Origin of the sequence: Allobosea robiniae (assembly GCF_900102525.1) — a bacterium.
Taxonomy (GTDB): Bacteria; Pseudomonadota; Alphaproteobacteria; order Rhizobiales; family Beijerinckiaceae; genus Allobosea; species Allobosea robiniae.
The window spans coordinates 210,382-234,755 of sequence record NZ_FNBZ01000008.1 but is presented as its reverse complement, the minus strand read 5'-3'; the positions used below and the strand labels follow the sequence as shown (position 1 = coordinate 234,755).

Here is a 24,374-nt window from a genome sequence, read left to right as displayed (position 1 = left end):
GGGGTCGTCGTCGTTCCGGATAGGCATCGGGGCGGACGGCAGGAGCAGCCATCATGGCGAAGAAGATCACGGGTTACGTGAAGCTTCAGGTTCCGGCGGGCGCGGCCAATCCGTCGCCGCCGATCGGTCCGGCGCTGGGTCAGCGCGGCCTCAACATCATGGAATTCTGCAAGGCCTTCAACGCGAAGACCCAGCAGATGGAAAAGGGCATGCCCATCCCGGTGATCATCACCGCGTATGCGGATCGTTCCTTCACCTTCGAGATGAAGCAGCCGCCGGTCTCGTACTGGCTGAAGAAGGCCGCTGGCCTGACCTCCGGCTCGAAGACGCCGGGCCGCGGCGGCAACGTCGGCAAGGTCAGCGCTGCGCAGATCAACGAGATCGCCGAGAAGAAGATGGCCGATCTCAACTGCGACACCGTCGAATCGGCTTCGGCCATGATCCGTGGCTCGGCCCGCTCGATGGGCCTGGAAGTCGTGGGCTGAGGGGGGCGATCATGGCACATACCGGAAAGCGCGTCGTCAAGGGCCGTGAAGGCATTGACCGCACCAAGCTGTACTCGCTCGACCAGGCTGTCACGTTCATCAAGGAACGCGCCAACGCCAAGTTCGACGAGACTGTCGAGATCGCGATGAATCTCGGCGTCGATCCGCGCCACGCCGACCAGATGGTCCGCGGCGTCTGCAACCTGCCGAACGGCTCGGGCCGCACGCTGCGCGTCGCCGTCTTCGCCCGCGGCGCCAAGGCCGACGAGGCCAAGGCTGCCGGTGCCGACATCGTCGGCGCCGAGGAGCTGGTCGAGAGCGTCCAGAAGGGCGAGATCAACTTCGATCGCTGCATCGCGACCCCGGACATGATGGGTCTGGTCGGCCGTCTCGGCAAGGTGCTCGGCCCGCGCGGCCTGATGCCGAACCCGCGCGTCGGCACCGTCACCATGGACGTGACCTCCGCCGTCGCCGCCTCGAAGGGCGGTTCGGTCGAGTTCCGCGTCGAGAAGGCCGGTATCGTCCACGCGGCTGTCGGCAAGGCCTCGTTCTCGGCCGAGAAGCTCTCGGAGAACATCAAGGCGTTCGTCGACTCCGTCGCCAAGGCGAAGCCCGCCGGCGCCAAGGGCACCTATATCCAGCGCGTCGCTCTGTCGTCGACCATGGGTCCCGGCGTCAAGATCGAGCCGAACACCGTCACCGGCGCCTGATCGGCTGATCGATCAGGCCATCGGATTTATCCGAAAAGTGGAATCCACTTTTCGGTCCGATGCCAGGGGAGGGCGGCCGGATTGCCGGCCGCTCGCCTGCTCTTGATTTCGTGATGTCAAGAGCCTACTTGGCAGAAGCAGGCGAAGGCGCTATGACGCAGGCCTGTTTCCATGAGTGAAGGGGCTCCGGCGTGCCTGGCACGAAGGGGTCTGTTTCGCGTTTTTCGGCGGTTTTCGCCGAAGAATGGGTGATTTGAGCGGCGGAAAGCGATTTCCAAGGCTTGGAATCATCCAGTCCTGTCTGAGACTGCAGGTGCGCTCCGGATTCGTCCGGGGGCATAATTTCGCCAAGAGGCCTGCATAGACGGTGCAAGAGCTTAGTCCCGGATCGCGAGATCCGGACAAGACGGTTCGAACCATCTCGCCCGATCGTGACCCTCAGGGGTCGGGAGCGGGGACAGGGCACCAAGCGTCGCTTTGCGGGGCGCCGGTGTCAACCGGGGTTCTGAAGAGCGGCATTTGCAACCGGCGGCGAGCCTTCGAAAGCTTGTCGCCTACCGGAGAGAGCCCAGTGGATAAAGCGGCAAAGAAAGATGCCGTCGCGTCGCTGAACGATGTGTTTGCGAACACGTCGGTCGTCGTCGTGGCCCACTATGCGGGTTTGACCGTGGCCCAGTTCCAGAAGCTTCGTCGCGAGATGAAGGCGAATGGCGCCACTGTTAAGGTCGCAAAGAACCGCTTGGCCAAGATCGCTCTTGAAGGCACCGACGTCGCGTCCATCAGCAACCTGCTGACGGGTCCCACCCTGATCGCTTATTCAAACGATCCGGTCGCGGCGCCGAAGGTCGCCACCGCTTTCGCCAAGGAGAACGACAAGCTCGTCATCCTGGGCGGCGCGATGGGCACGACCGCCCTGAACCCCGATGGTGTCAAGGCCCTGGCCACGATGCCCTCGCTCGACGATATGCGCGCCAAGCTCATCGGCCTTATCCAGGCCCCGGCTACGAAGCTCGCGCAGCTCACGAACGCGCCCGCCGGCAAGCTGGCTCGCGTGGTTCAGGCTTATGCCGACAAGAATGCGGCTTGATAGCCAGCAAACCCTTATCGTTCGAACCTCTTAAGACAGGAAGTTAAACCATGGCCGATCTCGCCAAGCTCGTCGACGATCTCTCGTCGCTCACCGTTCTCGAGGCTGCTGACCTCGCCAAGATGCTCGAAGAGAAGTGGGGCGTTTCCGCTGCCGCCGCCGTCGCCGTTGCGGCTGGCCCGGCTGCCGGCGGTGGCGCTGCCGCCGCTGCTGAAGAGCAGACCGAGTTCACCGTCGTTCTTGCCGCCGCCGGCGACAAGAAGATCGAGGTGATCAAGGAAGTCCGCGCCATCACCGGCCTGGGCCTCAAGGAAGCCAAGGACCTGGTCGAAGGTGCTCCGAAGCCGGTCAAGGAGTCGGTTGCCAAGGACGAGGCCGAGAAGCTCAAGAAGCAGCTCGAGGCCGTCGGCGCCAAGGTCGAGCTCAAGTGAGCTTGGGCCGGCTGACGCCGGTCCATCTCTAATACTACAGGCAGTCCCGGGGCGCTCCACGCCTCCGGGGCTGTCGCGTCGTTTCCGCAAGGGGCGGCGAATCGATGAGGCAGATCGGTGCGATTTGTCTCGAACGGCTGACCCGGCGGCCTTGCCGTCGGCTCGGTGGGACCTCCGGGTCAGCCGTCTGCAACAGCGGTTCATCGTCGGATGAACGCGCGCGGATGTGTCAAGGTTGGGCATGGCGTTCTCCGCCGGGCCCGAAGAACGCGAGGAACAACATGGTCAATTCGCTCCAGGGCCGCAGGCGCGTCCGCAAGTTCTTCGGCAAGCTCAAGGAAGTGGCGGAGATGCCGAACCTCATCGAGGTTCAGAAGGCGTCCTACGATCAGTTCCTGATGGTCGACGAGCCCAAGGGCGGTCGCGGCGACGAGGGCCTGCAGTCCGTCTTCAAGTCCGTCTTCCCGATCGGCGATTTCTCCGGCGCCTCGCTGCTGGAATTCGTGAAGTACACCTTCGAGCCGCCGAAATACGATGTCGACGAGTGCCGTCAGCGCGGCATGACCTTCTCGGCGCCGCTCAAGGTGACGCTGCGCCTGATCGTGTTCGATATCGATCCCGACACCCAGGCCAAGTCGGTCAAGGACATCAAGGAGCAGGATGTCTACATGGGCGACATGCCGCTCATGACCGACAACGGCACCTTCATCGTCAACGGCACCGAGCGCGTCATCGTCTCGCAGATGCACCGTTCGCCGGGCGTGTTCTTCGACCACGACAAGGGCAAGACCCATTCCTCGGGCAAGCTGCTCTTCGCCGCGCGCATCATCCCCTATCGCGGTTCCTGGCTCGACATCGAGTTCGACGCCAAGGACATCGTCTATGCCCGTATCGACCGGAAGCGTAAGATTCCGGTCACGTCGCTGCTGTTCGCGCTCGGCATGGACGGCGAGGAGATCCTCAGCCGCTTCTACAACACCATCACCTACACCAAGGATGCCAAGGGCTGGCGCGTTCCCTACGATGCGGAGCGCATGAAGGGCTTCAAGGCGACCGAGGACCTGATCGACGCCGACACCGGCGAGGTCGTGGTCGAGGCCGGCAAGAAGCTCGTCGCCCGCACCGCCCGCCAGCTCGCCGAGAAGGGTCTGAAGTTCCTGCGCGCCTCGGACGAGGATCTCGTCGGCCAGTATGTCGCCGAGGACATCGTCGATCCGGAAACGGGTGAGGTCCACGCCGAGGCCGGCGAAGAACTGGCTATGGCGGCCGAGGCCAAGACCGGCGAGATGAAGGGCAACCTCGTCGACCTGATCGCCAAGGGCTATACCGAGATTCCGGTGCTCGACATCGACCACATCACGGTCGGCCCCTATATCCGCAACACGCTGAACGTCGACAAGAACTCGCGCCGCGAGGAAGCCCTGTTCGACATCTACCGCGTGATGCGTCCGGGCGAGCCGCCGACCCTCGAGACCGCCGAGAACATGTTCCAGTCGCTGTTCTTCGACTCGGAGCGCTACGACTTGTCGGCCGTCGGCCGCGTCAAGATGAACATGCGCCTCGACCTCGACGCCGAGGACACCGTGCGCATCCTGCGCAAGGAGGACATCTTCGCGGTCGTCAAGGCGCTGGTCGACCTGCGCGACGGCAAGGGCGAGATCGACGACATCGACCATCTCGGCAACCGCCGCGTGCGCTCGGTCGGCGAGCTCATGGAGAACCAGTATCGCCTGGGTCTGCTCCGCATGGAGCGCGCCATCAAGGAGCGCATGTCCTCGGTCGATATCGACACGGTCATGCCGCAGGACCTGATCAACGCCAAGCCGGCGGCTGCCGCCGTGCGCGAGTTCTTCGGTTCCTCGCAGCTCTCGCAGTTCATGGACCAGACGAATCCGCTCTCGGAAGTTACCCACAAGCGCCGCCTCTCGGCGCTTGGCCCGGGCGGTCTGACCCGTGAGCGCGCCGGCTTCGAGGTGCGCGACGTGCACCCGACCCATTACGGCCGCATCTGCCCGATCGAAACGCCGGAAGGCCCGAATATCGGCCTGATCAACTCGCTCGCTACCTTCGCTCGGGTGAACAAGTACGGCTTCATCGAGAGCCCCTACCGCCGCATCCGCGACGGCAAGGTCACCGACGAGGTGATCTATCTCTCGGCGATGGAAGAGGCGAAGTACAACGTCGCCCAGGCGAATGCCGCCGTCGATGCCGAAGGGCGCCTGACGGACGACCTGATCGTCTGCCGCCGCGCCGGCGAGGTCATCGTCACGCCGGTCGACAAGGTCGACTTCCAGGATGTGTCGCCGAAGCAGCTCGTTTCGGTCGCCGCGGCGCTGATCCCGTTCCTCGAGAACGACGACGCGAACCGCGCGCTGATGGGCTCGAACATGCAGCGCCAGGCGGTGCCGCTGGTTCGCGCCGACGCGCCCTTCGTCGGCACCGGCATGGAAGCGGTCGTGGCCCGTGACTCGGGCGCTGCGATCGCGGCCCGCCGCGGCGGTATCGTCGACCAGGTCGACGCGACCCGTATCGTCATCCGCGCGTCGGACGAGATGGACCCGACCAAGCCGGGCGTCGACATCTACCGTCTGCAGAAGTTCCAGCGCTCCAACCAGTCGACCTGCATCACGCAGCGCCCGCTGGTCCGCGTCGGCGACATCATCAAGAAGGGTGACATCGTCGCCGACGGCCCGTCGACCGAGTTCGGCGAGCTCGCGCTCGGCCGCAACGTGCTCGTCGCGTTCATGCCGTGGAACGGCTACAACTTCGAGGATTCGATCCTTCTCTCCGAGAACATCGTGTCCCAGGACATCTTCACCTCGATCCATATCGAGGAGTTCGAGGTCATGGCGCGCGACACCAAGCTCGGCCCGGAGGAGATCACGCGCGACATTCCGAACGTTTCGGAAGAGGCGCTGAAGAACCTCGACGAAGCCGGCATCGTCTATATCGGCGCCGAAGTGGCGGCCGGCGACATCCTCTGCGGCAAGATCACGCCGAAGGGCGAGAGCCCGATGACGCCGGAAGAGAAGCTGCTTCGCGCCATCTTCGGCGAGAAGGCTTCGGACGTGCGCGACACCTCGCTGCGGGTTCCGCCCGGCGTGCAGGGCACGATCGTCGAGGTCCGCGTGTTCAATCGCCACGGCGTCGACAAGGACGAGCGCGCCCAGGCGATCGAGCGCGAGGAGATCGAGCGTCTCGCCAAGGACCGTGACGACGAGCAGGCGATCCTGGACCGCAACACCTTCGCGCGTCTGGCCGAGATCCTGACCGGCAAGACCGGTCTCGCCGGCCCGAAGGGCTTCAAGAAGGACACGGTCATCACCCGTGAGGTGATGAGCGAGTTCCCGCGTTCGCAATGGTGGCTGTTCGCCACCGCCGAAGACTCGCTGATGACCGAGATCGAGGCGATGCGGAAGCAGTACGACGAGTCGAAGAAGCGCCTCGAGCAGCGCTTCCTCGACAAGGTCGAGAAGCTGCAGCGCGGCGACGAATTGCCTCCGGGCGTGATGAAGATGGTCAAGGTCTTCGTCGCGGTGAAGCGCAAGATCCAGCCGGGCGACAAGATGGCCGGCCGCCACGGCAACAAGGGCGTGGTTTCGCGCATCGTGCCGGTGGAGGACATGCCGTTCCTCGAGGACGGCACCCATGCCGACATCGTGCTGAACCCGCTGGGCGTGCCTTCGCGCATGAATGTCGGCCAGATCCTGGAGACCCATCTGGGCTGGGCGGCTGCGGGCCTCGGCAAGCAGATCGGGCAGGCGCTGGATGCCTACAAGAAGTCGAGCGACTACAAGGCGCTGAAGGCCTCCTTCGACGCCGTCTACGAGGATAACGAGATCATCGCCTCGATGGACGAGAACGAGCTCGTCGAGATGGGCCAGAACCTGCGCCGCGGCGTGCCGGTGGCGACGCCGGTCTTCAACGGCGCCAAGGAAGCCGATATCGAGCGGCTGCTGGAGCAGGCCGGCCTGCATTCGTCGGGCCAGTCGACGCTCTATGACGGGCGTACGGGCGAGCCCTTCGATCGTAAGGTCACGATGGGCTACATCTACATGCTCAAGCTGCACCACTTGGTCGACGACAAGATCCACGCGCGTTCGATCGGTCCGTACTCGCTCGTCACCCAGCAGCCGCTGGGCGGCAAGGCGCAGTTCGGCGGCCAGCGCTTCGGCGAAATGGAGGTCTGGGCGCTCGAAGCCTACGGCGCCGCCTACACCCTGCAGGAGATGCTGACGGTGAAGTCGGACGACGTCGCGGGCCGCACCAAGGTCTACGAGTCGATCGTGCGCGGCGAGGACAATTTCGAGGCGGGCATCCCCGAGAGCTTTAACGTTCTCGTCAAGGAAATGCGCTCGCTCGGCCTCAACGTCGAGCTGATTAACAACAAGGTGAAGCCTGGCGAGTTGCCGCCGGCCGAAGCGGCTGAATAAGCCGTTAACCAAACCTTGGGTACATGCCGGCGGCGCTGATGCCGCCGGCCACGGATTTCAGAAGCCGGGCAGGGTGGCCTTCGTCCCCGCCGGCTAGAGGAGACAGGCGATGAAGCAAGAGGTCATGAACCTTTTCGGCCAGCAGCCGGTCCAGCAGGCCTTCGACGCGATCAAGATCTCGATCGCGAGCCCGGAGAAGATCCTGTCCTGGTCCTTCGGCGAGATCAAAAAGCCGGAAACCATCAACTACCGCACATTCAAGCCGGAGCGTGACGGCCTGTTCTGCGCGCGCATCTTCGGGCCGATCAAGGACTACGAGTGCCTGTGCGGCAAATACAAGCGCATGAAGTTCAAGGGCGTCATCTGCGAGAAGTGCGGCGTCGAAGTCACGCTCGCCCGCGTCCGGCGCGAGCGCATGGGCCATATCGAGCTCGCCGCTCCGGTCGCGCATATCTGGTTCCTGAAGTCGCTGCCCTCGCGCATCGGCCTCCTGATGGATATGCCGCTCAAGGACCTCGAGCGCATCCTCTACTTCGAAAGCTACGTCGTCATCGAGCCGGGCCTGACCCCGCTCAAGGACCGTCAGCTTCTGTCGGAGGAGGAGTATGTCCGCTGCCAGGAAGAGTACGGCGCGGACACCTTCACCGCCATGATCGGCGCGGAAGCCATCCGCGAGATGCTGCGCGCGCTCGACCTCGACCAGATCAACGCCGATCTCAAGCATGAGATCGCGACGACGACGTCGGAGCTGAAGCCCAAGAAGCTGATGAAGCGCCTCAAGATCATCGAGGCCTTCCAGGAGTCGGGCAACAAGCCGGAATGGATGGTGATGACCCAGATCCCGGTCATCCCGCCGGATCTGCGCCCGCTCGTGCCGCTCGACGGCGGCCGCTTCGCGACCTCCGACCTGAACGACCTCTATCGCCGCGTCATCAACCGCAACAACCGCCTGAAGCGCCTGATCGAGCTGCGTGCGCCGGACATCATCATCCGCAACGAGAAGCGGATGCTACAGGAGTCGGTCGACGCGCTGTTCGATAACGGCCGCCGCGGCCGCGTCATCACGGGTGCCAACAAGCGCCCGCTGAAGTCGCTCGCCGACATGCTGAAGGGCAAGCAGGGCCGCTTCCGCCAGAACCTGCTCGGCAAGCGCGTCGACTATTCCGGCCGCTCGGTCATCGTCGTCGGCCCGGAGATGAAGCTGCACCAGTGCGGCCTGCCGAAGAAGATGGCGCTCGAGCTGTTCAAGCCGTTCATCTATGCGCGCCTCGACGCCAAGGGCTACTCGACCACGGTCAAGCAGGCCAAGAAGCTGGTCGAGAAGGAGAAGCCTGAGGTCTGGGATATCCTGGACGAGGTCATCCGCGAGCATCCGGTGATGCTGAACCGCGCGCCGACGCTGCACCGTCTCGGCATCCAGGCGTTCGAGCCCGTGCTGATCGAGGGCAAGGCGATCCAGCTGCATCCGCTGGTCTGCGCCGCCTTCAACGCGGACTTCGACGGCGACCAGATGGCCGTGCACGTCCCGCTGTCGCTCGAAGCGCAGCTGGAAGCGCGCGTGCTGATGATGTCGACCAACAACATCCTGCACCCGGCGAACGGCATGCCGATCATCGTGCCCTCGCAGGACATCGTGCTCGGCCTGTACTATCTCTCGATCGTCTCGGACGGCGAGCCGGGCCAGGGCAAGATCTTCGGCGATTTCGGCGAACTCGAGCACGCGCTGCACGAGAAGGTCGTGACGCTGCATTCGAAGATCAAATATCGCTGGACCGGCACCGGCAAGGACGGCAAGCCGTACACGAAGATCTACGACACCACGCCGGGCCGCGTGATCCTCTCGACCGCGCTGCCGGACCATCCGGCCGTGTCCTTCGACGTCAGCAATCGCCTGATGACCAAGAAGGAAATCTCCGGAATGATCGACGCCGTGTATCGCGGCTGCGGTCAGAAGGAATCGGTGATCTTCTGCGACCGCGTCATGGCGCTGGGCTTCCGCCACGCGTTCAAGGCCGGCATCTCCTTCGGCAAGGACGACATGGTCGTGCCGGAGAACAAGTGGGAGATCGTCGACACGACCCGCGCGCTCGCCAAGGATTACGAGCAGCAGTACCAGGACGGCCTGATCACCCAGGGCGAGAAGTACAACAAGGTCGTCGACGCCTGGGCGAAGTGCTCCGACAAGCTCGCCCAGGAGATGATGGCCCGCATCTCGACCGTCCAGAAGGACGAGACCGGCCGCGACAAGCAGATCAACTCGATCTACATGATGTCGCACTCGGGCGCCCGTGGTTCGCCGGCGCAGATGCGCCAGCTCGCCGCCATGCGCGGCCTGATGGCCAAGCCGTCGGGCGAGATCATCGAGTCGCCGATCATCTCGAACTTCAAGGAAGGCCTCGACGTTCTCGAGTACTTCAACTCGACCCACGGCGCCCGCAAGGGTCTCGCCGACACGGCGCTCAAGACGGCCAACTCGGGCTATCTCACTCGTCGTCTCGTCGACGTGGCGCAGGATGCGATCATCTCCGAGGTGGATTGCGGTTCGGATAACGGCATCAAGATGCGCGCCATCGTCGATGCCGGCCAGATCGTGGCCTCGCTCGGCATGCGTATCCTGGGTCGCGCCACGGCCGAGGACATCGTCGACGTCGAGGGCAAGGTCATTGTCGCCAAGGGCATCGTCATCGAAGAGAGCGATATCGCCAAGATCAACGCCGCCGGCGTCCAGGAGGTGAAGATCCGTTCGGTTCTCACCTGCGAGACCAAGAACGGCGTCTGCGCCACCTGCTACGGGCGCGATCTGGCCCGCGGCACGCCCGTCAACATGGGTGAGGCCGTCGGCGTCATCGCGGCGCAGTCGATCGGCGAGCCGGGCACGCAGCTCACCATGCGTACCTTCCATATCGGCGGCGCGGCCACCATCGCCGACCAGTCCTTCGTCGAGTCGAACTTCGAAGGCACGGTCAAGATGCGCAACCGCAACGTCGCGCGGAACTCGGACGGTGACCTCATCGCCATGGCGCGCAACATCGCCATCGTGATCGTCGGCCCGGACGGCGCCGAGCGCGCGGTCCATCGCGTCCAGTTCGGCTCGAAGCTGCGGGTCGACGAGGGCGACAAGGTCAAGCGCGGCCAGCGCCTGATCGAGTGGGACCCCTATTCCCGCCCGATCCTGGCGGAGCTGGACGGCAAGGTCGGCTACGAGGACCTCGTGGACGGCATGTCGATCACCGAGACGACCGACGAAGCGACCGGCATCTCCAAGCGCGTCGTCATCGACTGGCGCGGCTCGGCCCGTACGGCCGATCTCAAGCCGGCGATGGTGATCTTTGGCGCGGACGGCAAGGTTGCGAAGCTCGCCCGTGGTGGCGAAGCCCGCTACATCCTGCCGGTCGACGGCATCATCTCGGTGGAGCCGGGCCATTCGATCAAGGCCGGCGACGTGCTGGCGCGTGTCTCGACCGACTCGGCCAAGACCCGCGACATCACCGGCGGTCTGCCGCGCGTCGCGGAGCTGTTCGAGGCGCGTCGTCCGAAGGATGCGGCGATCATCGCCGAGAAGTCGGGCGTGATCGGCTTCGGCAAGGACTACAAGAACAAGCGGCGCGTCACGCTGACGCCGCATGACGGTTCCGACGGGGTCGAGTACCTGATCCCGAAGGGCAAGCACATCCATCTCCAGGACGGCGACGTCGTGGAGGTCGGCGACTACATCCTCGACGGCAACCCGGCTCCGCACGACATCCTTGCGATCAAGGGCGTCGAGGAGCTGGCGGCTTATCTGGTCAACGAAATCCAGGAGGTCTATCGCCTCCAGGGCGTGACCATCAACGATAAGCACATCGAGGTCATCGTCCGGCAGATGCTGCAGAAGGTCGAGATCACCGAGTCCGGCGACAGCGACATCCTGACCGGCGACCAGATCGACAGGATCGAGCTGGAAGAGGTCAACGCGAAGCTGCGCGAAGAGGGCAAGAAGCCGGCTTCCGGCGTTCCGGTCCTGCTCGGCATCACCAAGGCCTCGCTGCAGACCCGCTCCTTCATCTCGGCGGCGTCCTTCCAGGAGACCACCCGCGTCCTCACCGAGGCGGCGGTCAACGGCAAGTCGGACATGCTCGAGGGCCTCAAGGAGAACGTCATCGTCGGCTCGCTCATCCCGGCCGGCACCGGCGCCCAGGTCGCCCGCATCAAGCAGGTGGCCACGCGTCGCGACGATCTCATCGTCGGCCAGAAGGCGGATGCGGCGGCGAAGGCCGCCAAGGCAGCCGCGGCGGTTCTCCCGGCCGCTGAATAACCGGTCCGGCGAAAGCCTCACGTCATCGAACGGCCGCCCTCGGGCGGCCGTTTCTTTTTGGTCGGGCCAACGCCAGTCAGCGGCGGCGCTGTTCAAGCCGGGCGCGTCCTCTCCGGCTGATGATTCTTTTCCGGGGATCGTGCGGTCGGCGAGATCGAAGGAACTTTACGCCCTGTTTCGGGCGGCTATGCTGTCGATCGGCGCTGGGCAGCGCGGCCGCATGCGGCTTGCAGCCGTCATTCGCTTAATGGATGGCGGAAATGCAGGCGTGAACGCGCCTGGAGCCGCAATCCGGGGTTGACGCGAATCTCCGTTCGAGTCATAAGCGCGCCACTGTCGACGGTTGTCGGACACGTTTGTCGCTCGCGCATGGTTCGCGAGCGAGTTTCGCGACCGAAACTCCGTCGGAATTCCAGCGTCGATTGACGACATGGCAGGATGCATGAACGCGGGACTTGTTCCGTGTTCCTCTGCTGGCGAACGCGCCTGAGGCCCCTGTATGGGCGCCGATGGCGCGGCTTCGTTTATGCCATGGCTTTGCTCGACCTGGGAGATTGACCAGGAATTTCCAAACGCTCAGTGGGGCGAGAGGCCAGAATGCCGACAATCAGCCAGCTCATTCGCAAGCCGCGGTCGCCCGTGAAGGCGCGTAACACCGCCCCGGCGCTTGAGAATTGCCCGCAGAAGCGCGGCGTTTGCACGCGCGTCTATACGACGACCCCGAAGAAGCCGAACTCGGCGCTCCGCAAGGTTGCCAAGGTTCGTCTGACCAATGGCTTCGAGGTGATCGGCTACATCCCCGGCGAGGGTCACAACCTCCAGGAGCACTCGGTCGTCATGATCCGTGGCGGCCGCGTCAAGGATCTTCCCGGCGTGCGCTATCACATCCTGCGCGGTGTGCTCGACACGCAGGGCGTCAAGAACCGCAAGCAGCGCCGTTCGAAGTACGGCGCCAAGCGTCCCAAGTAATTTTCTGCCAGGCCGGCGGGGTCGTTCGATCCGAGCCGGTCCGCAGCGTTCCAGATTGACCGGAGACTAGACGATGTCCCGCCGCCACAGTGCCGAAAAGCGCGAAGTTATCCCGGACCCGAAGTTCGGCGATATCGTCGTGACCAAGTTCATGAACTCGGTCATGTACGAAGGTAAGAAGTCGACCGCTGAGCGGATCGTCTACGGTGCCTTCGACATCATCGAGGCGAAGACCAAGAGCGAGCCGCTCGGCGTCTTCAAGTCGGCGCTCGAGAACGTCGCTCCGGCGATCGAGGTCCGCTCCCGCCGCGTCGGTGGCGCGACCTATCAGGTTCCGGTCGAAGTCCGCACCGAGCGCCGCCAGGCGCTCGCTATCCGCTGGCTGATCACGGCTGCCCGCGGCCGCAACGACAAGACCATGGTGGAGCGCCTGTCGGCCGAGCTGATGGACGCCGCCAACAACCGCGGCAACGCCGTCAAGAAGCGTGAAGACACGCACCGGATGGCGGAAGCCAACCGCGCCTTCTCGCACTACCGCTGGTAAGCGGCGCGCTGCCCCGAGACATAGAGCACGATCATGGCCCGTTCCCATCCCATCGACCGTTATCGCAACTTCGGCATCATGGCCCACATTGATGCCGGCAAGACGACGACGACCGAGCGCATCCTTTTCTACACCGGCAAGTCGCATAAGATCGGCGAAGTCCATGACGGCGCCGCGACCATGGACTGGATGACGCAGGAGCAGGAGCGTGGCATCACGATCACCTCCGCCGCGACGACCTGCCTGTGGCGCGACCATCGCCTGAACATCATCGACACCCCCGGCCACGTCGACTTCACCATCGAAGTCGAGCGTTCGCTGCGCGTGCTCGACGGCGCCGTCTGCGTTCTCGACGGTAACCAGGGCGTCGAGCCCCAGACCGAGACCGTCTGGCGCCAGGCCGACAAGTACGACGTGCCGCGCGTCGTGTTCGTCAACAAGATGGACAAGATCGGCGCTGATTTCTATCGCTGCGTCCAGGACATCATCGACCGCGTCGCCGGCAAGCCCGTCTGCCTGCAGATCCCGATCGGTTCCGAGGCCAACTTTGCCGGCGTCGTCGACCTGATCAAGATGAAGGCGATCGTCTGGAACGGCGAAGCGCTGGGCGCTTCCTTCGAAGAGAAGGAGATCCCCGCCGATCTGCTCGACAAGGCCACTGAATATCGTGGCAAGCTCGTCGAGGCCGCCGTCGACATGGACGACGCCGCGATGGAAGCCTATCTCGACGGCACCGAGCCGGACGCCGAGACGCTGCGCCGCCTCGTGCGCACCGCCGTGCAGCGCCGCGCCTTCCACCCCGTGCTCTGCGGTTCGTCCTTCAAGAACAAGGGCGTGCAGCCCCTGCTCGACGCCGTCGTCGACTTCCTGCCGTCGCCCGTCGATCGCGGCGCGGTCGAAGGCATCGACTTCAAGACCGAAGAGCCCGTCGTCCGCAATCCGACGGACGAGGATCCCTTCGCGATGCTCGCCTTCAAGATCATGGACGACCCCTTCGTCGGCACGATCACCTTCTGCCGCATCTATTCGGGCAAGGTCGACGCCGGCCAGGGCGTCATCAACTCGACCCGCGACAAGAAGGAGCGCGTCGGTCGCATGCTGCTGATGCATGCGAACAACCGCGAGGACATCAAGGAGGCTTATGCCGGCGACATCGTCGCCCTGGCCGGTCTCAAGGACGTCCGCACCGGCGACACGCTCTGCGATCCCGTCAACGCGGTCATCCTGGAGCGCATGGAGTTCCCCGAGCCGGTCATCACGATCGCGATCGAGCCGAAGTCCAAGGCCGACCAGGAGAAGCTGGGCCTCGCCCTGTCGAAGCTCGCGAACGAGGATCCGTCCTTCCGCGTGTCGACCGACCAGGAGAGCGGCCAGACCATCCTGAAGGGCATGGGCGAGCTCCATCTCGACATCAAGGTCGACATCCTGAAGCGCACCTACAAGGTCGATGCCAATATCGGCGCGCCGCAGGTTGCGTATCGCGAGACGCTGACCAAGAAGGCCGAGATCGACTACACCCACAAGAAGCAGACCGGCGGTACCGGCCAGTTCGCCCGCGTCAAGCTGGTGATCGAGCCGAACGAGACCGGCAAGGGCTTCGAGTTCGAGTCGAAGGTCGTCGGCGGCTCGGTGCCGAAGGAGTATATCCCCGGCGTCGAGAAGGGCCTGAACTCGGTCATCGGCTCGGGCGTGCTCGCCGGCTTCCCGGTCGTGGACGTCAAGGTCACGCTGATCGACGGTGCCTTCCACGAAGTCGACTCGTCGGCCCTGGCCTTCGAAATCGCCTCCCGTGCAGCGCTGCGCGAAGGTCTGCAGAAGGGTGGCTCCGTGCTGCTCGAGCCGATCATGAAGGTCGAGGTCGTGACCCCGGAAGACTATACCGGTTCGGTCATCGGCGACCTGAACTCGCGTCGTGGCCAGATCCAGGGCCAGGACATGCGCGGCAACGCCGTCGTGATCAACGCCATGGTTCCGCTGGCCAACATGTTCGGCTATGTGAACCAGCTGCGCTCGTTCTCGCAGGGCCGCGCCAACTACACGATGCAGTTCGACCACTATGAGCAGGTTCCGTCGGCGGTGGCCGCCGAGGTCCAGGCCAAATACGCCTGATCACCAGCCCGACCTGCTTTAACGCAACAACGATTTGACTGACGGAGGCTACGATGGCCAAAGAGAAATTTGCGCGCAACAAGCCGCACTGCAACATTGGAACGATTGGTCACGTTGACCATGGCAAGACGTCTTTGACGGCTGCGATCACGAAGGTGCTTGCGGAGTCGGGCGGCGCGTCGTTCACGGCGTATGACCAGATCGACAAGGCTCCGGAAGAGAAGGCCCGCGGCATCACGATCTCGACCGCTCACGTCGAGTACGAGACCCCGGCGCGTCACTACGCCCACGTCGACTGCCCCGGCCACGCCGACTACGTGAAGAACATGATCACGGGTGCGGCGCAGATGGACGGCGCGATCCTGGTGGTTTCGGCCGCCGACGGCCCGATGCCGCAGACCCGCGAGCACATCCTGCTGGCGCGCCAGGTCGGCGTTCCCGCGCTGGTGGTGTTCATGAACAAGGTCGATCTCGTCGACGACGCCGAGCTGCTCGAGCTGGTCGAGATGGAGATCCGCGAGCTTCTGTCGAAGTACGACTTCCCGGGCGACGACATCCCGATCACCAAGGGCTCGGCGAAGGCTGCGCTGGACAACGTCACGCCGGAGATCGGTCATGACGCGGTGATCGCGCTGATGAAGACGGTGGACGACTACATCCCGCAGCCGGAGCGCCCGATCGACCAGCCGTTCCTGATGCCGGTCGAGGACGTGTTCTCGATCTCGGGCCGTGGCACGGTGGTGACCGGCCGCGTCGAGCGCGGCATCGTCAAGGTCGGCGAGGAAATCGAGATCGTCGGCCTGAAGGACACCGTGAAGACGACGGTGACGGGCGTCGAGATGTTCCGCAAGCTGCTCGACCAGGGCCAGGCCGGCGACAACATCGGCGCGCTGCTGCGCGGCACGAAGCGTGAGGACGTCGAGCGCGGGCAGATCCTGTGCAAGCCGGGCTCTGTCAAGCCGCACACGAAGTTCAAGGCCGAGGCCTACATCCTGACGAAGGAAGAGGGTGGCCGTCACACGCCGTTCTTCACCAACTACCGCCCGCAGTTCTACTTCCGCACGACGGACGTGACCGGCGTGGTCTCGCTGCCGGAAGGCACGGAGATGGTGATGCCGGGCGACAACATCTCGATGGAGGTGACGCTGATCGCCCCGATCGCGATGGAAGAGAAGCTGCGCTTCGCCATCCGCGAAGGCGGCCGCACCGTCGGCGCCGGCGTCGTCGCATCGATCATCGCGTAACGCGTTTGCGTGAGGGGCAGGGGCCCTTCGGGGCCTTTGCCTTTTCTCACGTCACGGAGAACTAAGACCATGAACGGTCAGAACATTCGGATCCGCCTCAAGGCGTTCGACCACCGTATCCTCGACGCTTCGACGCGCGAGATCGTGTCGACCGCGAAGCGGACGGGCGCCCAGGTCCGCGGACCGATTCCGCTGCCCACGCTCATCGAGAAGTTCACCGTCAACCGCTCGCCCCACATCGACAAGAAGTCGCGCGAGCAGTTCGAGATGCGGACCCACAAGCGGGTTCTCGACATCGTCGACCCGACCCCTCAGACGGTCGACGCCCTCATGAAGCTCGATCTCGCCGCCGGCGTCGACGTCGAAATCAAGCTCTGATCCGATTAAACGGGTCCTCTGTTTCCGGTTCCCCCGGATGGACATGACCCCAAAGGAAGGTATGCACCGATGCGTTCCGGTGTGATTGCACAGAAAGTCGGGATGACCCGCATCTTCACGGATGCCGGCGAGCACATCCCGGTCACCGTGCTGAAGCTCGACAACTGCCAGGTCGTCGCGCATCGCACGATCGAGAAGAACGGCTATGCGGCCGTGCAGCTGGGCTCCGGCACGGCGAAGGTGAAGAATGTCTCGAAGGCCGAGCGCGGTCATTTCGCGGTCGCCAAGGTCGAGCCGAAGCGCAAGGTGGTCGAGTTCCGCGTCAGCAACGACGCGCTGATCCCCGTCGGCGCCGAGCTGACCGCGGACCACTTCGTCGTCGGCCAGTTCGTCGACGTCTCCGGCACCACCACCGGCAAGGGCTTCGCCGGCGGTATGAAGCGCTGGAACTTCGGCGGCCTGCGCGCCACGCACGGCGTGTCGGTCTCGCATCGTTCGATCGGTTCGACCGGTGGCCGTCAGGACCCGGGCAAGACCTTCAAGAACAAGAAGATGCCGGGCCATCTCGGTGCCGAGCGCGTGACCACGCAGAACCTGCGCGTCGTCCAGACGGACGTCGAGCGCGGCCTGATCCTCGTCGAGGGCGCCGTTCCTGGCGTCGCCGGCGGCTGGATCCATGTCCGTGACGCCGTCAAGCGCGCCCTGCCGAAGGATGCGCCGCTGCCGGGCAAGTTCAAGGTTTCCGGCGAGGCCAAGGCGGATGAGGCTCCTGCGGCCCAGGCTGAGGAGAACGCGTGATGAAGTTCGATATCACCACTCTTGAGGGCAAGTCGGCCGGTTCGGTCGAGCTGTCGGATGAGGTGTTCGGCCTAGAGCCGCGCGCCGATCTGCTCGCCCGCATGGTCCGCTATCAGCTCGCCAAGCGCCGCGCCGGGACTCACAAGTCCAAGGGCCGCTCGGAAGTCGATCGCACCCGCAAGAAGATCTACAAGCAGAAGGGCACCGGCGGCGCTCGCCACGGCGCGGCTTCGGCTCCGCAGTTCCGCGGCGGCGGCAAGGCCTTCGGCCCGGTCCTGCGCGACCACGGTCATGATCTTCCCAAGAAGGTCCGTGCGCTGGCCCTGCGTCACGCTCTCTCGGCCAAGGCCAAGGATGCCGGCATCATCGTGATCGACGATGCCACGCTTTCCGAGCCGAAGACCAAGGTGCTGCTCGGCCATTTCGGCAAGCTCGACCTGTCGAGCGCGCTGATCATCGGCGGCGCCGAGATCGACACCAATTTCGGCCTGGCCGCTCGCTCGATCCCGAACGTCGACGTGCTGCCGGTCCAGGGCATCAACGTTTACGACATCCTGCGTCGCGACAAGCTTGTCCTGACGCGCGCGGCCGTCGATGCGCTGGAGGCGCGCTTCAAATGAGCCAGTCCGCCAAGAACCTCGACCCGCGCCACTACGATGTGATCGTGGCGCCGGTCATCACCGAGAAGGCGACGATGCTCTCGGAGCATAACAAGGTCGTCTTCAAGGTTGCCAAGACCGCAACGAAGCCGCAGATCAAGGCGGCGATCGAGAAGCTCTTCGACGTCAAGGTCAAGAGCGTCAACACGATCGTCACCGAGGGCAAGGTCAAGATGTTCCGTGGCCGTCCCGGCCAGCGTTCGGACGTCAAGAAGGCGGTCGTGACCCTCGAAGAGGGCCACTCCATCGACGTGACCACGGGCCTGTGAGGGAATCATCATGGCTTTGAAACATTTCAAGCCGATCACGCCGAGCCTTCGCCAGCTCGTGATCGTCGACCGCAGCGAGCTCTACAAGGGCAAGCCGGTCAAGGCGCTGACCGAGGGCCTTTCGTCCTCGGGCGGCCGCAACAACACCGGTCGCATCACCGTCCGCTTCCGCGGCGGTGGTCACAAGCGCACGCTGCGCCTCGTCGACTTCAAGCGTCGCGGCAAGGCCGGCATCCCGGCGACCGTCGAGCGGCTCGAATACGATCCGAACCGCACCGCCTTCATCGCCCTGATCAAGTATCAGGACGGCGAGCAGGCCTACATCCTGGCGCCGCAGCGCCTGGCTGTCGGCGACACGGTGGTTGCCGGTGACTCGGTCGACGTGAAGCCCGGCAACGCGGCTCCGATGGGCTCGCTGCCGATCGGCACGATCGTCCACAATGTCGAGCTGAAGATCGGCAAGGGTGGCGCTCTGGCCCGTTCGGCCGGCAACTACGCCCAGATCGTCGGCCGCGACCAGGGCTACGTCATCGTTCGCCTGAACTCGGGCGAGCAGCGCCTGATCTCCGGCCAGTGCTACGCCACGGTCGGCGCCGTCTCGAACCCGGATCACATGAACCGGAACGACGGCAAGGCCGGTCGCTCGCGCTGGCTCGGCCGCCGTCCGCATAACCGCGGCGTCTCGATGAACCCGGTCGACCACCCGCATGGTGGTGGTGAAGGCCGGACGTCGGGTGGTCGCCATCCGGTTACGCCCTGGGGTCTGCCGACCAAGGGCAAGAAGACCCGCTCGAACAAGCGGACCGATACGTTCATCGTGTCGAGCCGTCACGCCCGCAAGAAGAAGAACTGAGGTCCGTCATGGCGCGTTCGCTTTGGAAAGGTCCGTTCGTCGACGGATACCTCCTGAAGAAGGCCGAGGTCGCCAGGACCTCGAGCCGTAGTGAAGTTATCAAGATCTGGAGCCGTCGCTCCACGATCCTGCCGCAGTTCGTCGGTCTGACGTTCGGCGTCTACAACGGTCACAAGCATGTGCCGGTGTCCGTGTCCGAGGAGATGGTGGGCCACAAGTTCGGCGAGTTCTCGCCGACGCGCACCTTCCACGGCCACGCTGCCGACAAGAAGGCGAAGAGGAAGTAAGCCATGGGTAAAGCATCAGCCCCCCGTGCGCTGCCCGAGAACGAAGCCACTGCGATCGCTCGCAACCTTCGCGTCTCGCCGCAGAAGCTGAACCTCGTCGCCCAGCTGATCCGTGGCAAGAAGGTCTCGACCGCGCTCGCCGATCTCGAGTTCTCGCGCAAGCGGATCTCGCTCGACGTGCGCAAGTGCCTGCAGAGCGCGATCGCCAACGCCGAGAACAATCATGATCTCGACGTCGACGATCTCGTCGTGGCACAGGCCTTCGTCGGCAAGGCCCTCGTCATGAAGCGTTTCCACGCTCGTGCCCGTGGTCGTGGCGCCCGCATCCTGAAGCCCTTCGCGAACATCACGATCATCGTGCGCGAAGTCGCTGCGGCCAAGGCCTGAGGAGAGAACGATGGGTCAGAAAATCAATCCGATCGGCCTTCGCCTCGGCATCAACCGCACCTGGGACTCGCGTTGGTTCGCGGCCAAGGGCGAGTACGGCCAGCTTCTGCATGAGGACATGGCCATCCGCGCCGCCCTCATGAAGCTGTTGAAGCAGGCCGCCGTCTCGAAGATCATCATCGAGCGTCCGCACCGGAAGTGCCGCGTCACCATCCACTCGGCCCGTCCGGGCGTGGTGATCGGCAAGAAGGGCGCTGACATCGAGAAGCTCCGCAAGGAGGTCTCGAAGCTCACCAAGGCCGACGTGACGATCAACATCGTCGAGGTGCGCAAGCCCGAGATCGACGCGACGCTCGTCGCCGACTCGATCGCCCAGCAGCTCGAGCGCCGTGTCGCCTTCCGTCGCGCCATGAAGCGCGCCGTTCAGTCGGCGATGCGTCTCGGTGCCGAAGGCATCCGCATCAACTGCTCGGGCCGCCTCGGCGGCGCCGAGATCGCCCGCCTCGAATGGTATCGTGAGGGCCGCGTGCCGCTGCATACGCTGCGCGCCGACGTCGATTACGGCGTCGCCACCGCTTTCACGACCTACGGGACGTGCGGCATCAAGGTCTGGATCTTCAAGGGCGAGATCCTGGAACATGACCCGATGGCCCAGGACAAGCGCCTCTCCGACGAGGGCGGCCGCTCAGGCGGTCGTGATCGCGACCATCGCGATCGTCGTGAGCAGGCTGCGTAAGGCTGATCGAGAAGAGCCATGCTGCAACCAAAACGCACCAAGTTCCGCAAGCAGTTCAAGGGACGCATCTCCGGCGTCGCCAAGGGCGGCACGGATCTCAACTTCGGCCAGTTCGGCCTGAAGGCCCAGGAACCCGAGCGCGTCACCGCCCGGCAGATCGAGGCGGCCCGCCGCGCGATCACCCGCGCCATGAAGCGCGTCGGCCGTGTCTGGATCCGCATCTTCCCGGACGTGCCGGTTTCGAAGAAGCCGACCGAAGTCCGCATGGGTAAGGGCAAGGGTTCGCCCGAGTTCTGGGCGGCCAAGGTCAAGCCGGGCCGGATCATGTTCGAGCTCGACGGCGTGTCCGAGGAGATCGCCCGCGAGGCGCTCCGCCTCGGCGCCGCCAAGCTGCCGATCAAGACCCGCTTCATTCAGCGCATCGCCGAGTAAGGGAGGACAATATGAAAATTGCACAGCGTCAGTCCGACCTGAAGGCCATGAGCACGGACCAGCTCCAGGACGAGCTGCTCAAGCTGAAGAAGGAGCAGTTCAACCTGCGCTTCCAGAAGGCGACCGGCCAGCTCGAGAACACCGCGCGCGTCACCGAAGTGCGCAAGGACATCGCCCGCATCAAGACGCTGCAGCGGTCGAAGACCGTCGCAGCGAGCGCGTGAGGAGAGAATAATGCCTAAGCGCGTACTGCAGGGCGTCGTCGTCAGCGACAAGCAGAACAAAACTGTTGTGGTCAAGGTCGAGCGGCGTTATACGCACCCGCTCCTCAAGAAGACGGTGCGCCGCACGAAGAACTATCACGCCCATGACGAAGTGGGTGCGTTCAAGGTCGGCGACACGGTCTGGATCGAGGAGTCCAAGCCGATTTCCAAGCTGAAAAGCTGGGTTGTGCTCGAGGACGCCCCCAAGGTGTGATTCGAGACGGCTTCGCCCGGCCCCGAATCAGGGGCGGGCGCGGCAGGAAAGAAGCCGGGCATGTTTCTCCGCAAGAGTGGTTCCCACTTTTGCGGATCGTGTTTTGTTTTGAGGCCAGGGGGCGATCGACCCCCGTCAGTCGTAGTCCCCGCCAGCGCTGAGGCTGGCCGGGAAACCGCGCTGATACACAGATTGGAAGGATCAAGGCCATGATCCAGGTGCAGACGAATCTCGACGTCGCCGACAATTCCGGCGCCCGTCGCGTGATGTGCATCAAGGTTCTCGGCGGGTCGAAGCGGCGCTATGCCCGCATCGGCGACATCATTGTCGTCTCGATCAAGGAAGCCATCCCGCGCGGTCGCGTGAAGAAGGGCGACGTCATGAAGGCGGTCGTCGTTCGCACCGCCAAGGACGTCAAGCGCCAGGACGGTTCGGTGATCCGCTTCGACCGCAATGCGGCGGTGCTGATCAACAACCAGAAGGAGCCGGTCGGCACGCGTATCTTCGGACCGGTTCCGCGCGAGCTGCGCGCCAAGAACCACATGAAGATCATCTCGCTGGCGCCGGAGGTGCTGTGATGGCTGCTAAGATCAAGAAGGGCGACAAGGTCGTCGTGCTCGCTGGTCGCGACAAGGGCAAGTCGGGTGAAGTGCTCCAGGTCCTGCCGAAGGACGGCCGTGCGGTCGTTCGCGGCGTCAACCTGGTGAAGCGTCACACCAAGCAGTCCGCGCAGTCCGAGGGCGGCATCATCAGCAAGGAAGCGACGATCGACCTGTCGAACATCGCTGTTGCCGATCCGAAGGATGGCCAGGCCACCCGCGTCGGTTTCAAGGTGCTCGATGACGGTCGCAAGGTTCGTTTTGCCAAGCGTTCGGGGGATCTGATCGATGGCTGAGGCTCAGCAGGCGGCTCTCTCGCCGCGCATGAAGAAGCATTACGAGGACGTCGTCCGTCCCGCGATGATCGCCGAATTCGGCTACAAGAACGTCATGGAAGTGCCGACGATCGAGAAGATCGTCATCAACATGGGCGTTGGCGAAGCGACTGCGGACCGTAAGAAGGTCGACGTCGCTGCCGCGGATCTCGCCATGATCGCCGGCCAGAAGCCGGTCATCACCAAGTCCCGCCTCGCCATCGCCGGCTTCAAGCTGCGCGAGAACATGGCGGTTGGCTGCAAGGTCACGCTGCGCAAGACCAAGATGTTCGAGTTCGTCGACCGGCTCGTCACCATCGCCTTGCCGCGCGTGCGCGACTTCCGGGGCCTCAACCCCAAGTCGTTCGACGGGCGCGGCAATTTCGCGCTCGGGATCAAGGAGCATATCGTGTTCCCCGAGATCAACTACGACAAGGTCGACCAGGTCCTGGGTATGGACGTCATCGTCTGCACGACTGCGAAGTCGGACGACGAGGCACGCGCCCTGCTCAAGCACTTCAACTTCCCGTTCCGGCAGTGAACCTAAGCGTTCATACGCGGAAACCAGGAGAGATCGATGGCTAAGAAAAGCTCCGTCGAGAACAACGAGCGTCGCAGGAAGCTGGTGAAGAAATTCGCCGGCCGCCGGGCTCGCCTTCTCGCGATCGCCAATGACGACAACCAGCCCATGGACGAGCGCTTCCTCGCCCGCCTGAAGCTGGCCGAACTGCCGCGCAACTCGGCCAAGATCCGCATTCGCAACCGTTGCGAAGTGACGGGCCGCCCGCGCGCGGTTTATCGCAAGCTCAAGATGTCGCGTATCGCGCTGCGTGAGCTCGGCAACAAGGGGCTGGTTCCCGGCCTCGTTAAGTCGAGCTGGTAAGGAGGACTGGAACAATGGCAATCATTGATCCGCTCGGCGATATGCTGACCCGCATCCGCAATGCGCAGATGCGTCGCAAATCCCGCGTTTCCACCCCCGGCTCGAAGCTGCGCGCCCGCGTGCTCGACGTGCTGCAGTCCGAGGGTTACATCCGCGGCTACAGCCAGACCGAGTTCGGCAACGGCCGGACGGAGTTCGACATCGAGCTGAAGTATCACGAGGGCCTGCCGGTCATCCGGTCGATCTCGCGTGTTTCGAAGCCCGGCCGCCGCGTCTACTCGTCGGTCGAGACAATGCCGCGCGTGGCCGATGGCCTTGGCGTGACGATCGTCTCGACGCCGCGTGGCGTGATGGCCGATCATGTGGCCCGCGAGCAGAACGTGGGCGGCGAAGTGCTCTGCAAGGTCTTCTGACCTTACAGGCGCCCCGCTCACTTTCAGGAGAGATCCAAATGTCTCGTATCGGTAAGAAGCCGGTTTCGGTTCCCGCGGGCGTCACTGCCTCGGTCACCGGCCAGCTGGTCAAGATCAAGGGCTCGAAGGGCGAGCTCTCCTTCACGGTTCCCGAGGACGTCTCGGTTGCCATGGAGGACGGTGCGATCGCGGTCCAGCCGCGTTCGCAGTCGAAGCGCGCCCGTGCGCTCTGGGGCACCTCGCGTGCCCGCATCAACAACCTCGTGATCGGCACCACCGCTGGTTTCGAGAAGCGCCTCGAGATCAACGGCGTCGGCTACAAGGCCGCGGTCAACGGCAAGGTGCTGAAGCTGTCGCTGGGCTACAGCCACGACATCGACTACGCCATCCCGGAAGGCGTCGCGATCACCACGCCGAAGCCGACGGAAATCGTCGTCGTCGGCATCGACAAGCAGATCGTCGGCCAGACCGCCGCGGAAATCCGCGACTATCGCGGCCCCGAGCCCTACAAGGGCAAGGGCGTCAAGTACGCCGGCGAATTCATCTTCCGCAAGGAAGGCAAGAAGAAGTAAGGACGCCAGCC

The 24,374-nt window shown here is 64.2% G+C and carries 27 protein-coding genes; all 27 read left to right on the top strand.

Annotated elements, in window-relative coordinates; translation table 11 throughout:
* Positions 1-53: 53 nt before the first annotated feature.
* The 27 genes from rplK to rplF all read left to right on the top strand — a co-directional run bounded on the left by rplK (position 54) and on the right by rplF (position 24,363).
* Positions 54-485: a 50S ribosomal protein L11 gene (gene rplK / locus BLQ70_RS21900; RefSeq protein ID WP_061966723.1), complete on the top strand. Its 432-nt coding sequence runs from the start codon at positions 54-56 to the stop codon at positions 483-485.
* Between the two features lie 11 nt (positions 486-496).
* Positions 497-1,195: a 50S ribosomal protein L1 gene (gene rplA, locus BLQ70_RS21895; RefSeq protein WP_061966722.1), complete on the top strand. Its 699-nt coding sequence runs from the start codon at positions 497-499 to the stop codon at positions 1,193-1,195.
* A 571-nt stretch (positions 1,196-1,766) separates the two neighbouring features.
* Entirely contained in the window at positions 1,767-2,282 is a 516-nt protein-coding gene (gene rplJ, locus BLQ70_RS21890) for a 50S ribosomal protein L10 (protein WP_061966721.1), read from the top strand.
* 50 nt (positions 2,283-2,332) lie between these two features.
* Entirely contained in the window at positions 2,333-2,713 is a 381-nt protein-coding gene (rplL, locus tag BLQ70_RS21885; RefSeq protein WP_061966720.1) for a 50S ribosomal protein L7/L12, read from the top strand.
* Between the two features lie 281 nt (positions 2,714-2,994).
* Positions 2,995-7,146, top strand: a complete 4,152-nt coding sequence (rpoB, locus tag BLQ70_RS21880) for a DNA-directed RNA polymerase subunit beta (protein WP_061966719.1) — start codon at positions 2,995-2,997, stop codon at positions 7,144-7,146.
* Positions 7,147-7,255: 109 nt separating this feature from the next.
* Positions 7,256-11,440 (top strand): DNA-directed RNA polymerase subunit beta', encoded by a 4,185-nt coding sequence (gene rpoC / locus BLQ70_RS21875; protein WP_091861305.1) that lies wholly within the window; start codon positions 7,256-7,258, stop codon positions 11,438-11,440.
* Positions 11,441-12,037: 597 nt separating this feature from the next.
* Positions 12,038-12,409 carry a 30S ribosomal protein S12 gene (gene rpsL, locus BLQ70_RS21870; protein WP_057189964.1) on the top strand — a complete coding sequence of 124 codons (372 nt, stop codon included), beginning with the start codon at positions 12,038-12,040 and terminating at the stop codon, positions 12,407-12,409.
* A 73-nt stretch (positions 12,410-12,482) separates the two neighbouring features.
* Positions 12,483-12,953 carry a 30S ribosomal protein S7 gene (rpsG, locus tag BLQ70_RS21865; RefSeq protein ID WP_061966717.1) on the top strand — a complete coding sequence of 157 codons (471 nt, stop codon included), beginning with the start codon at positions 12,483-12,485 and terminating at the stop codon, positions 12,951-12,953.
* Between the two features lie 33 nt (positions 12,954-12,986).
* Positions 12,987-15,062, top strand: a complete 2,076-nt coding sequence (fusA, locus tag BLQ70_RS21860; protein ID WP_061966716.1) for an elongation factor G — start codon at positions 12,987-12,989, stop codon at positions 15,060-15,062.
* 53 nt (positions 15,063-15,115) lie between these two features.
* Positions 15,116-16,306: an elongation factor Tu gene (gene tuf, locus BLQ70_RS21855; RefSeq protein ID WP_091861302.1), complete on the top strand. Its 1,191-nt coding sequence runs from the start codon at positions 15,116-15,118 to the stop codon at positions 16,304-16,306.
* 69 nt (positions 16,307-16,375) lie between these two features.
* A complete protein-coding gene (gene rpsJ / locus BLQ70_RS21850; RefSeq protein ID WP_043237115.1) occupies positions 16,376-16,684 on the top strand; it encodes a 30S ribosomal protein S10 in 309 nt (102 codons plus the stop codon).
* Between the two features lie 69 nt (positions 16,685-16,753).
* Positions 16,754-17,482, top strand: a complete 729-nt coding sequence (gene rplC / locus BLQ70_RS21845; RefSeq protein WP_061967345.1) for a 50S ribosomal protein L3 — start codon at positions 16,754-16,756, stop codon at positions 17,480-17,482.
* Complete coding sequence (rplD, locus tag BLQ70_RS21840) at positions 17,482-18,102, top strand: 50S ribosomal protein L4 (RefSeq protein WP_061967347.1); 621 nt, start codon at positions 17,482-17,484, stop codon at positions 18,100-18,102. The genes rplC and rplD overlap by 1 nt, the downstream gene beginning before the upstream one ends.
* Positions 18,099-18,410, top strand: coding sequence for a 50S ribosomal protein L23 (locus BLQ70_RS21835; protein WP_047582026.1), 312 nt, complete (start codon positions 18,099-18,101; stop codon positions 18,408-18,410). Before rplD ends, BLQ70_RS21835 begins: the two co-directional genes overlap by 4 nt.
* Before the next feature lie 10 nt (positions 18,411-18,420).
* Positions 18,421-19,263, top strand: coding sequence for a 50S ribosomal protein L2 (gene rplB / locus BLQ70_RS21830; protein ID WP_091861300.1), 843 nt, complete (start codon positions 18,421-18,423; stop codon positions 19,261-19,263).
* Positions 19,264-19,271: 8 nt separating this feature from the next.
* On the top strand, positions 19,272-19,550 hold the full coding sequence (gene rpsS, locus BLQ70_RS21825) for a 30S ribosomal protein S19 (RefSeq protein WP_061967350.1): 279 nt from the start codon (positions 19,272-19,274) through the stop codon (positions 19,548-19,550).
* Positions 19,551-19,553: 3 nt separating this feature from the next.
* Positions 19,554-19,937: a 50S ribosomal protein L22 gene (gene rplV / locus BLQ70_RS21820; protein ID WP_061967352.1), complete on the top strand. Its 384-nt coding sequence runs from the start codon at positions 19,554-19,556 to the stop codon at positions 19,935-19,937.
* A 10-nt stretch (positions 19,938-19,947) separates the two neighbouring features.
* Positions 19,948-20,673, top strand: a complete 726-nt coding sequence (gene rpsC, locus BLQ70_RS21815; RefSeq protein ID WP_061967354.1) for a 30S ribosomal protein S3 — start codon at positions 19,948-19,950, stop codon at positions 20,671-20,673.
* 18 nt (positions 20,674-20,691) lie between these two features.
* Positions 20,692-21,105: a 50S ribosomal protein L16 gene (gene rplP / locus BLQ70_RS21810; RefSeq protein WP_038365403.1), complete on the top strand. Its 414-nt coding sequence runs from the start codon at positions 20,692-20,694 to the stop codon at positions 21,103-21,105.
* Positions 21,106-21,116: 11 nt separating this feature from the next.
* Positions 21,117-21,329 carry a 50S ribosomal protein L29 gene (rpmC, locus tag BLQ70_RS21805; protein ID WP_061967356.1) on the top strand — a complete coding sequence of 71 codons (213 nt, stop codon included), beginning with the start codon at positions 21,117-21,119 and terminating at the stop codon, positions 21,327-21,329.
* 10 nt (positions 21,330-21,339) lie between these two features.
* Positions 21,340-21,582, top strand: coding sequence for a 30S ribosomal protein S17 (rpsQ, locus tag BLQ70_RS21800; RefSeq protein ID WP_091861297.1), 243 nt, complete (start codon positions 21,340-21,342; stop codon positions 21,580-21,582).
* Positions 21,583-21,791: 209 nt separating this feature from the next.
* Positions 21,792-22,160 carry a 50S ribosomal protein L14 gene (gene rplN / locus BLQ70_RS21795; RefSeq protein WP_038365406.1) on the top strand — a complete coding sequence of 123 codons (369 nt, stop codon included), beginning with the start codon at positions 21,792-21,794 and terminating at the stop codon, positions 22,158-22,160.
* Complete coding sequence (gene rplX, locus BLQ70_RS21790) at positions 22,160-22,477, top strand: 50S ribosomal protein L24 (RefSeq protein ID WP_061967359.1); 318 nt, start codon at positions 22,160-22,162, stop codon at positions 22,475-22,477. The genes rplN and rplX overlap by 1 nt, the downstream gene beginning before the upstream one ends.
* Entirely contained in the window at positions 22,470-23,036 is a 567-nt protein-coding gene (gene rplE, locus BLQ70_RS21785; protein WP_061967361.1) for a 50S ribosomal protein L5, read from the top strand. The genes rplX and rplE overlap by 8 nt, the downstream gene beginning before the upstream one ends.
* A 36-nt stretch (positions 23,037-23,072) precedes the next feature.
* Positions 23,073-23,378: a 30S ribosomal protein S14 gene (gene rpsN, locus BLQ70_RS21780; protein WP_091861294.1), complete on the top strand. Its 306-nt coding sequence runs from the start codon at positions 23,073-23,075 to the stop codon at positions 23,376-23,378.
* A 14-nt stretch (positions 23,379-23,392) separates the two neighbouring features.
* Positions 23,393-23,791, top strand: coding sequence for a 30S ribosomal protein S8 (rpsH, locus tag BLQ70_RS21775; protein WP_061967365.1), 399 nt, complete (start codon positions 23,393-23,395; stop codon positions 23,789-23,791).
* 38 nt (positions 23,792-23,829) lie between these two features.
* Positions 23,830-24,363, top strand: a complete 534-nt coding sequence (gene rplF / locus BLQ70_RS21770) for a 50S ribosomal protein L6 (RefSeq protein ID WP_061967366.1) — start codon at positions 23,830-23,832, stop codon at positions 24,361-24,363.
* Positions 24,364-24,374 lie beyond the last annotated feature (11 nt).

What these genes read in the sequence shown, in the direction of transcription:
- rplK (WP_061966723.1), top strand. Translation starts at nt 54, where the DNA reads ATGGCGAAGAAGATCACGGGTTACGTGAAGCTTCAGGTTCCGGCGGGC.
- rplA (WP_061966722.1), top strand. Translation starts at nt 497, where the DNA reads ATGGCACATACCGGAAAGCGCGTCGTCAAGGGCCGTGAAGGCATTGAC.
- rplL (WP_061966720.1), top strand. Translation starts at nt 2,333, where the DNA reads ATGGCCGATCTCGCCAAGCTCGTCGACGATCTCTCGTCGCTCACCGTT.
- rpoB (WP_061966719.1), top strand. Translation starts at nt 2,995, where the DNA reads ATGGTCAATTCGCTCCAGGGCCGCAGGCGCGTCCGCAAGTTCTTCGGC.
- rpoC (WP_091861305.1), top strand. Translation starts at nt 7,256, where the DNA reads ATGAAGCAAGAGGTCATGAACCTTTTCGGCCAGCAGCCGGTCCAGCAG.
- rpsL (WP_057189964.1), top strand. Translation starts at nt 12,038, where the DNA reads ATGCCGACAATCAGCCAGCTCATTCGCAAGCCGCGGTCGCCCGTGAAG.
- rpsG (WP_061966717.1), top strand. Translation starts at nt 12,483, where the DNA reads ATGTCCCGCCGCCACAGTGCCGAAAAGCGCGAAGTTATCCCGGACCCG.
- fusA (WP_061966716.1), top strand. Translation starts at nt 12,987, where the DNA reads ATGGCCCGTTCCCATCCCATCGACCGTTATCGCAACTTCGGCATCATG.
- tuf (WP_091861302.1), top strand. Translation starts at nt 15,116, where the DNA reads ATGGCCAAAGAGAAATTTGCGCGCAACAAGCCGCACTGCAACATTGGA.
- rpsJ (WP_043237115.1), top strand. Translation starts at nt 16,376, where the DNA reads ATGAACGGTCAGAACATTCGGATCCGCCTCAAGGCGTTCGACCACCGT.
- rplC (WP_061967345.1), top strand. Translation starts at nt 16,754, where the DNA reads ATGCGTTCCGGTGTGATTGCACAGAAAGTCGGGATGACCCGCATCTTC.
- rplD (WP_061967347.1), top strand. Translation starts at nt 17,482, where the DNA reads ATGAAGTTCGATATCACCACTCTTGAGGGCAAGTCGGCCGGTTCGGTC.
- BLQ70_RS21835 (WP_047582026.1), top strand. Translation starts at nt 18,099, where the DNA reads ATGAGCCAGTCCGCCAAGAACCTCGACCCGCGCCACTACGATGTGATC.
- rplB (WP_091861300.1), top strand. Translation starts at nt 18,421, where the DNA reads ATGGCTTTGAAACATTTCAAGCCGATCACGCCGAGCCTTCGCCAGCTC.
- rpsS (WP_061967350.1), top strand. Translation starts at nt 19,272, where the DNA reads ATGGCGCGTTCGCTTTGGAAAGGTCCGTTCGTCGACGGATACCTCCTG.
- rplV (WP_061967352.1), top strand. Translation starts at nt 19,554, where the DNA reads ATGGGTAAAGCATCAGCCCCCCGTGCGCTGCCCGAGAACGAAGCCACT.
- rpsC (WP_061967354.1), top strand. Translation starts at nt 19,948, where the DNA reads ATGGGTCAGAAAATCAATCCGATCGGCCTTCGCCTCGGCATCAACCGC.
- rplP (WP_038365403.1), top strand. Translation starts at nt 20,692, where the DNA reads ATGCTGCAACCAAAACGCACCAAGTTCCGCAAGCAGTTCAAGGGACGC.
- rpmC (WP_061967356.1), top strand. Translation starts at nt 21,117, where the DNA reads ATGAAAATTGCACAGCGTCAGTCCGACCTGAAGGCCATGAGCACGGAC.
- rpsQ (WP_091861297.1), top strand. Translation starts at nt 21,340, where the DNA reads ATGCCTAAGCGCGTACTGCAGGGCGTCGTCGTCAGCGACAAGCAGAAC.
- rplN (WP_038365406.1), top strand. Translation starts at nt 21,792, where the DNA reads ATGATCCAGGTGCAGACGAATCTCGACGTCGCCGACAATTCCGGCGCC.
- rplX (WP_061967359.1), top strand. Translation starts at nt 22,160, where the DNA reads ATGGCTGCTAAGATCAAGAAGGGCGACAAGGTCGTCGTGCTCGCTGGT.
- rplE (WP_061967361.1), top strand. Translation starts at nt 22,470, where the DNA reads ATGGCTGAGGCTCAGCAGGCGGCTCTCTCGCCGCGCATGAAGAAGCAT.
- rpsN (WP_091861294.1), top strand. Translation starts at nt 23,073, where the DNA reads ATGGCTAAGAAAAGCTCCGTCGAGAACAACGAGCGTCGCAGGAAGCTG.
- rpsH (WP_061967365.1), top strand. Translation starts at nt 23,393, where the DNA reads ATGGCAATCATTGATCCGCTCGGCGATATGCTGACCCGCATCCGCAAT.
- rplF (WP_061967366.1), top strand. Translation starts at nt 23,830, where the DNA reads ATGTCTCGTATCGGTAAGAAGCCGGTTTCGGTTCCCGCGGGCGTCACT.